Here is a 5,791-nt window from a genome sequence, read left to right as displayed (position 1 = left end):
GCGGGTGCGGGCCAGGGTGGCCTTCTCGCCCTTGCGCACGCGGCCGGTGATGGTTACCGTCGTAAGGGTGTCGCCGGCCATGCGCTTGGCCAGGTCGTCGAGGGCGGCTTCGCCGGCTTTGGTCAGCTCGGCTTTGCCAGTGGTGAACACCAGCGACTTCGCGCCGGGGTTGGCCATTGGGAAGCGGCCGGTTTTCAGCTCCTGCTGCACGCGCGCCAGCACGGCCGGCGTAGCCGCGCTGATAACGCGGCCCTGCACGCGCTGGTCCCACTGGTACTTGGCCTGGTTGTCGGCGAAGTATTTTTTCAGGCCCACGGTGTCCTCAATGGCCTTGCTCCACACCTTCTCATCCATCAATTGGAAAAGCAGAATGCCGTCGCGGTACTCCTTCACCAGCATGCGGTAGTCCTCGTACTTGGTGTCGAGGCTGTTCTTCTCGAACTCGGTCAGGCTCTGCTCCACGTACTGGTCGTAGAGCTGCTGCATGGCGAAGCTGGGCTGCGCGCCGGCGCGGGGCCGCTGGTTCTGCTGCACGTAGGTGAGGAAGTCGCTTACGTAGTACGGCTTGTTCTTGATGAGGAACAGGGGCATTTTGCCGCTGCTGGCCTTGGCCTGGGCGGGCTTCATGCCCTCGCCGGGCGTGAAATTATACTTGAAGCGGCCCGCCACCAGCGCCGTATCCGCCTTACTGAAGGCGTAGACTTTGGCGGCCGGAATCTCCACGAACTGGTCTTCCTGGCGCACGCGCTTCAGGAACGCGGCCTTGTTCAGCTCCGAGCGCGAGTCCTTCGATACCTTACTTTTCAGGCCGGCTTCGAGGTCGGCGAATTTGGCCAGGGGCTGCTTTTCAATCAGCTTGATAACGTGCCAGCCGTAGGGCGTTTGCACCGGGGGCGAGAGGTCGCCGGGCTTTTGCAGCTTGAAGGCGGCTTCTTCGAACGAGGGAATCATACGGCCGGTGCCGAAGGGCGGGAGCTCGCCGCCGTTGGCGGCCGAGCCGGCGTCTTCCGAAAACTGGGCCACGAGCTTGTCCCAGTTTTCGCCCTTTTTCAGGCGGCTGTACAGCTCGTCAATCTTTTTGCGGGCCGTGAGCGAGTCCGACTTGGCCGCGTTCGGGTTCATGCGAATCATCAGGTGGGCCACCTTGATTTCGCCCTGCGCCGTGCGCTTGTCGTTCACCTTGATGACGTGATAGCCGAAGCGCGTACGGATGGGGGCCGAAATCTGGCCCACCGGCGTTTTATAAGCTGCCGACTCGAAGGGGTATACCATCTGCATGGCCGTGAAGTAGCCCAGCTTGCCGCCGTTTTCGCGGGCCGATGGGTCTTCGCTGCTTTCGCGGGCCAACTTGCCAAAATCTTCGCCGCTTATGGCGCGCTGGCGCAGGGCAGCAATCTTGTTGTAGGCGGCCAGCGTGTCGGCCGGGGAAGCGTCGGGTGCTACGCGAATCAGGATGTGCGAGGCGTTCACTTCCTGGCCCATGCGGTCGTAGGCTTCGCGTACCAGCTGGTCGGTCACGCTCTTCTCGGTGAGGTAGGGCTGGGCCAGCTGCTGGCGGTAGCCGTCGAGTTCGCGCTTGAAGGCCTGCGTGGTGTCGAGGCCGCGCTGCTCGGCTTCGAGCACCTTCAGGCGGAAGTTGGTGTAGAGGTCGAGGTAATCGGTTACGCTCTGGCGGGTGCCGTAATCGGGCGCCGCGCTGTTGTTTTTGCGGTACACGTAGGCAAACTCGTTGGCCGGCACCGGGTAGGTACCCAGCATCTCCACCGCCGGCCCGGCCGCCGGAGCCGCGGCCGAAGTAGTAGCGGCCGGTTTGGCCGCCTGGCAACCCGCCAGCAGGGCGGCTGAAGCCGCGCTGGCATACAAAATGCGTTTGTGCATAAACAAGAGAAAGAGTCGGAAGACGTTGGCACCGTGAAACCAGGCGCGCGGGCATAAAATTACCGGTGCGAAATTAACCAACTTTCCGGCCCGCGCCGAAGTGCCTTAAAAAACAACGTCCGGCCCCGCGAGGCGGCCGGACGTTTTCGTCGCAACAAGGTAGCGGTGCTATGCTAAGTGCTTGCTAAGATGGCAGATGGTGTGGTTGCCCCGGGTGAAGAATTCCACCCGGTCCATCAGCCGGTTCACCAGGGCCATGCCCATGCCGCCCTTGCGGCCCTCCTGAATGTATGCGCGCAGGTCGGGGGCTTTGTGCGGGCCGGGCTGATAAATGGTGTCGCCGTTATCGGCAATCTCCACGTTCAGGTCGTGGTTGTCGAAGTCGAGTTTCAGGTCCAGAAACTGCGTTTCGTCCTCCCCATTGGCGTGAATGATGAAGTTGGCCACCACCTCATCCACGGCCAGCACCACCTGATTCACCGTTTTTTCCGACAGCTGCCGGGCGCTCAAATAGTTCCGCACGAAGTCGCGCACCTCTTGCAGGTGAACGCGCGAACAAGCAATGCGGAGAGCGGATTTCATCGGTGAATGAGTGAATGAGCAAATGAGTGAATGGTCGGTTCGGAAGAGCAGCGCAAGTGAAAATTATTCACTCATTCGCCCACTCACACATTCACGCATTGAAAACTAGGCGGCTTCGGCTTCAGAAAGGCTGGGTACGATGGTCATCAGGGCGTCGAGGCCGAGGATTTCGAACACGTTGAATACCTTTTCCTGCATGTTGAAGAACACCAGCTTCACGTTGGCATCCTGAAAGCGCTGTAGGTGCGAGATAAACACCCCCAGGCCGGCCGACGAGATGTAGCTGAGCTTGGCGCAGTCGATGAGGACTTTGCGGTAGTTCAGAATATCGGGCTTAGCCAGTTCAGTATCAAGTACAATGGCGGAGCTGGCGTCGAGCTCGCCATCGAGCAGCAGGGTCAGGGTATCGGCGGAGGGTTGGGCGGTAACTTTCATAGTGAGGGCGATACGTTGGGCCTACGACAGGGGTTGGGCCGACTTGAATTTAATGACGAGCAGGGTCTGGTCGTCGTGAATGGGGTGGCCCGCCGTAAAGGCGTTGAGGTCTTTCAGAATGTAGTCTTTGATGTCGTGGGCCTCCTGGAAATAGCTTTCTTCGAGGCGCAGCTTGAGGCGGTCTTCGCCGTATTCCTCGGTGCCGTCGCCGCCGCGGGCTTCCACGATGCCGTCGGTATAAATCACCATCACATCGCCGGGGCTGTAGTCGTAAAACTGGTTTTTGATGTGCTTCTCGTAGCTCTCGTTGCGGATAATGCCCAGCCCGAGGCCCGCCGAATCAAAGTAAAACACCTCCTCGCGCATGGCGTGGTAGTAGAGCGTGTGGCAGTGCCCGGCGCGGGCAAACACGAAGCCGCCCTGCTCGTAATCAATGATGTAGAGCGAGGAGGTGATGAACGACGACCGTTCAAGGCAGTGCGTGAGGGCCATGTTGGCCTGGGCCATGAACTTGCTGGGCACTGGGAACTTGTCGCGCTCGTTTTTGGCCAGCGGGTTTTCCTGCATCAGCGAATGAAAGATGCCTTTCATCTGGGCCATGTGGAAAGCGGCCGTGACGCCCTTGCCGCTCACGTCGCCGATGATGACGGCCAGGCGGCGGCCCGGCAGGTGCAGGAAGTCGTAGAAGTCACCACCCACTTCCTTCGCCGCCAGCGAGTGCGAGCTGATATCGAACCAGTTGTCGGTTGGCAGGTTTTTTGGGATGAGGCTGTCCTGCACCTGCGAGGCAATTTTCAGCTCTTCCTGGGTGCGCTGGTTAGCCAGCGAGGTTTGCACCAGCTCCAGGTTTTCGATGCTGAGCACGGCCTGCCCGGTGAAGGTTTGCAGGATGCTCAAGTCTTCGTGGTGGAAGGTGTGGGGCTCCTTCTTCAGCAAGTAGAGCATGCCGTAGTTGAAGTGCAGCCCGCGCAGGGGCAGCTGCAGCAGCGAGCGGTACTGTTGTAATGTGCCCTCGAAGCCGGGCCGTTGGTGCAGGTCGTTGGTGATGTGCTCACCCTCAGGCAGGTCGTGGGCGGTGAGGCGGGCGCGCAGCTGGGCGGCATCTGCGGGTAAGAAATTGAGGCAAAGGGTGGTCTGGTTGGCATCGACGCCGGTGTGGGCCGGGTCGAGGTCGAGCCAGGCGGCATCGGCTCCCACCGTCTGGGCTGCCGATTCGAGCAAAATGCGGTACACCTCGCCCGAGGTCTGGCCGCGCTGGATAATTTGGGTGAGGCGCTGAAGGCGCAGAATCTCATTCCGCCGCTGCTCCACCACGTCGGAAATGGGCAGGTTGAAGAACGTCACCATCAGGCCCATCAGCGAGTAGAATGCCGAGAAGAAGGCCGTGAGCAGCAGAAACGCGTACTGCGGCCGCGGCGCAATGAGCTGCGGGTCGACCTGCGTGACGCGGAAGTACTGCACGAAGATGAGCACGCCCAGCAGCAGGCCGCCCTGCAGCAGCACGGCGCGCCACTTGTCGCGCTGGCTGAGGTAGGCCACCCATTTCTGGTGCCCACTCAGGTACACGCCAAATAAGCCCAGCAGCACGAAAATGGGCGTGCTGACGTAGCCCGGCGGGTCGACGCCTACGAGGCGGAACAACAGCGTGACGCCGAGCAGTACCTCAAAAGTCGTCCATTCCTTGCGCAGGCGTTCGGAGGAGCGAAACAGCACCAGCGCCCGCCAAGCGTAGTTGGTGCGGGCCAGAAATACCACGAACAGCGCGAGATTGACCGTGTAGATGCTGGTGAAGAACAGGCTGTTGCTGCCGAACACGGGTTCGCCTTGCGCGGCTACTTCAAGCAGGTGCAGGCCCACGCAGCCCAGCGCCAATAGGCCCGGCCCGGTGAGCAGGCGCTTGAGCAGCTTCACAAACTGCTGGCCCTGCAGCGGCGACGGCTGGTAGCGGTAATACAGAAATACACCCAGCACAAAGCAGCCCTGCGCCACCTGCGTGCTCCACTGCGGCCACGTGCCCAGCCAAGGCCCGGCGCCTGCGTGGCTGAGCGCGCTCAGCAGCAGCAGCAGCCAGCTTAGCAGGCTAAAAAGAAGTAAAGAGGAGAGTAAGCGTTGAGCCACAGACAGTAACCAGGTATTTGCAAATCGTGCCAGCCCGTCGCGCCGTACCGCGACGCTCAACCGGCGTGCAAGATACAAGCAGCCGTCTGAAAAGGGTTCACGCGGGGAGTACGTAAAAAAACGGGCAGCACCGGCCGTAGCCCGCGCTGCCCGTTGCCAATCAGCGAGTAGCCGACCGGAATTAGCGGCTCGAATAATTTGGCGCCTCGCGGGTAATCTGCACGTCGTGCGGGTGGCTTTCGCGCAGGCCAGCCCCGGTGATACGGACAAACTGCGCCGCCTGCAGCGCCTCGATGTTGGCCGCGCCCACGTAGCCCATGCCGGCCCGCAAGCCACCCGCCAGCTGATAAATCACCTCGCTCACGTTGCCTTTGAAGGGCACGCGGCCCACAATGCCCTCGGGCACCAGCTTCTTCACGTCGTCCTCGGCATCCTGGAAGTAGCGGTCCTTGCTGCCGTCTTCCATGGCCTCCACCGAGCCCATGCCGCGGTAGCTCTTGTACTTGCGGCCTTCGTAAATAATGAGGTCGCCGGGGGCTTCCTCGGTGCCGGCCAGCAGCGAGCCCACCATCACGGCAGCCGCGCCGCCGGCCAGAGCCTTCACCACATCGCCCGAGAACTTGATGCCGCCGTCGGCCACCAGCGTTACACCGGTGCCGGCGAGGCCTTTGGCGGCTTCGAGCACGGCCGAAAGCTGCGGCACCCCAATGCCGGCAATGATGCGCGTGGTGCAGATGGAGCCCGGCCCCACACCCACCTTCACGCAGTCGGCCCCGGC

At 61.6% G+C, this 5,791-nt stretch carries 5 protein-coding genes; all 5 read right to left on the bottom strand.

Going from position 1 to position 5,791, the window contains the following annotated elements; all coding sequences use genetic code 11:
* A partial coding sequence (locus ACYVDE_RS13070; RefSeq protein WP_460501985.1) for a peptidylprolyl isomerase occupies window positions 1-1,878 on the bottom strand: 1,878 nt, incomplete at its 3' end.
* Window positions 1,879-2,046: 168 nt separating this feature from the next.
* Entirely contained in the window at window positions 2,047-2,460 is a 414-nt protein-coding gene (locus ACYVDE_RS13065) for an ATP-binding protein (protein WP_460501984.1), read from the bottom strand.
* Between the two features lie 105 nt (window positions 2,461-2,565).
* Window positions 2,566-2,895 (bottom strand): STAS domain-containing protein, encoded by a 330-nt coding sequence (locus tag ACYVDE_RS13060; protein ID WP_460501983.1) that lies wholly within the window; start codon window positions 2,893-2,895, stop codon window positions 2,566-2,568.
* Window positions 2,896-2,916: 21 nt separating this feature from the next.
* On the bottom strand, window positions 2,917-5,013 hold the full coding sequence (locus tag ACYVDE_RS13055) for a PP2C family protein-serine/threonine phosphatase (RefSeq protein WP_460501982.1): 2,097 nt from the start codon (window positions 5,011-5,013) through the stop codon (window positions 2,917-2,919).
* 181 nt (window positions 5,014-5,194) lie between these two features.
* Window positions 5,195-5,791 (bottom strand): IMP dehydrogenase (locus tag ACYVDE_RS13050; protein WP_460501981.1); only part of this gene is annotated, 597 nt, incomplete at its 5' end.

It is taken from the genome of Hymenobacter agri (assembly GCF_054778495.1).
This window is presented reverse-complemented; position numbering and strand designations above follow the sequence as displayed.

Excerpts from the sequence above, each read along its gene's own strand:
- ACYVDE_RS13065 (WP_460501984.1), bottom strand. The coding sequence starts at position 2,460 with ATGAAATCCGCTCTCCGCATTGCTTGTTCGCGCGTTCACCTGCAAGAG.
- ACYVDE_RS13060 (WP_460501983.1), bottom strand. The coding sequence starts at position 2,895 with ATGAAAGTTACCGCCCAACCCTCCGCCGATACCCTGACCCTGCTGCTC.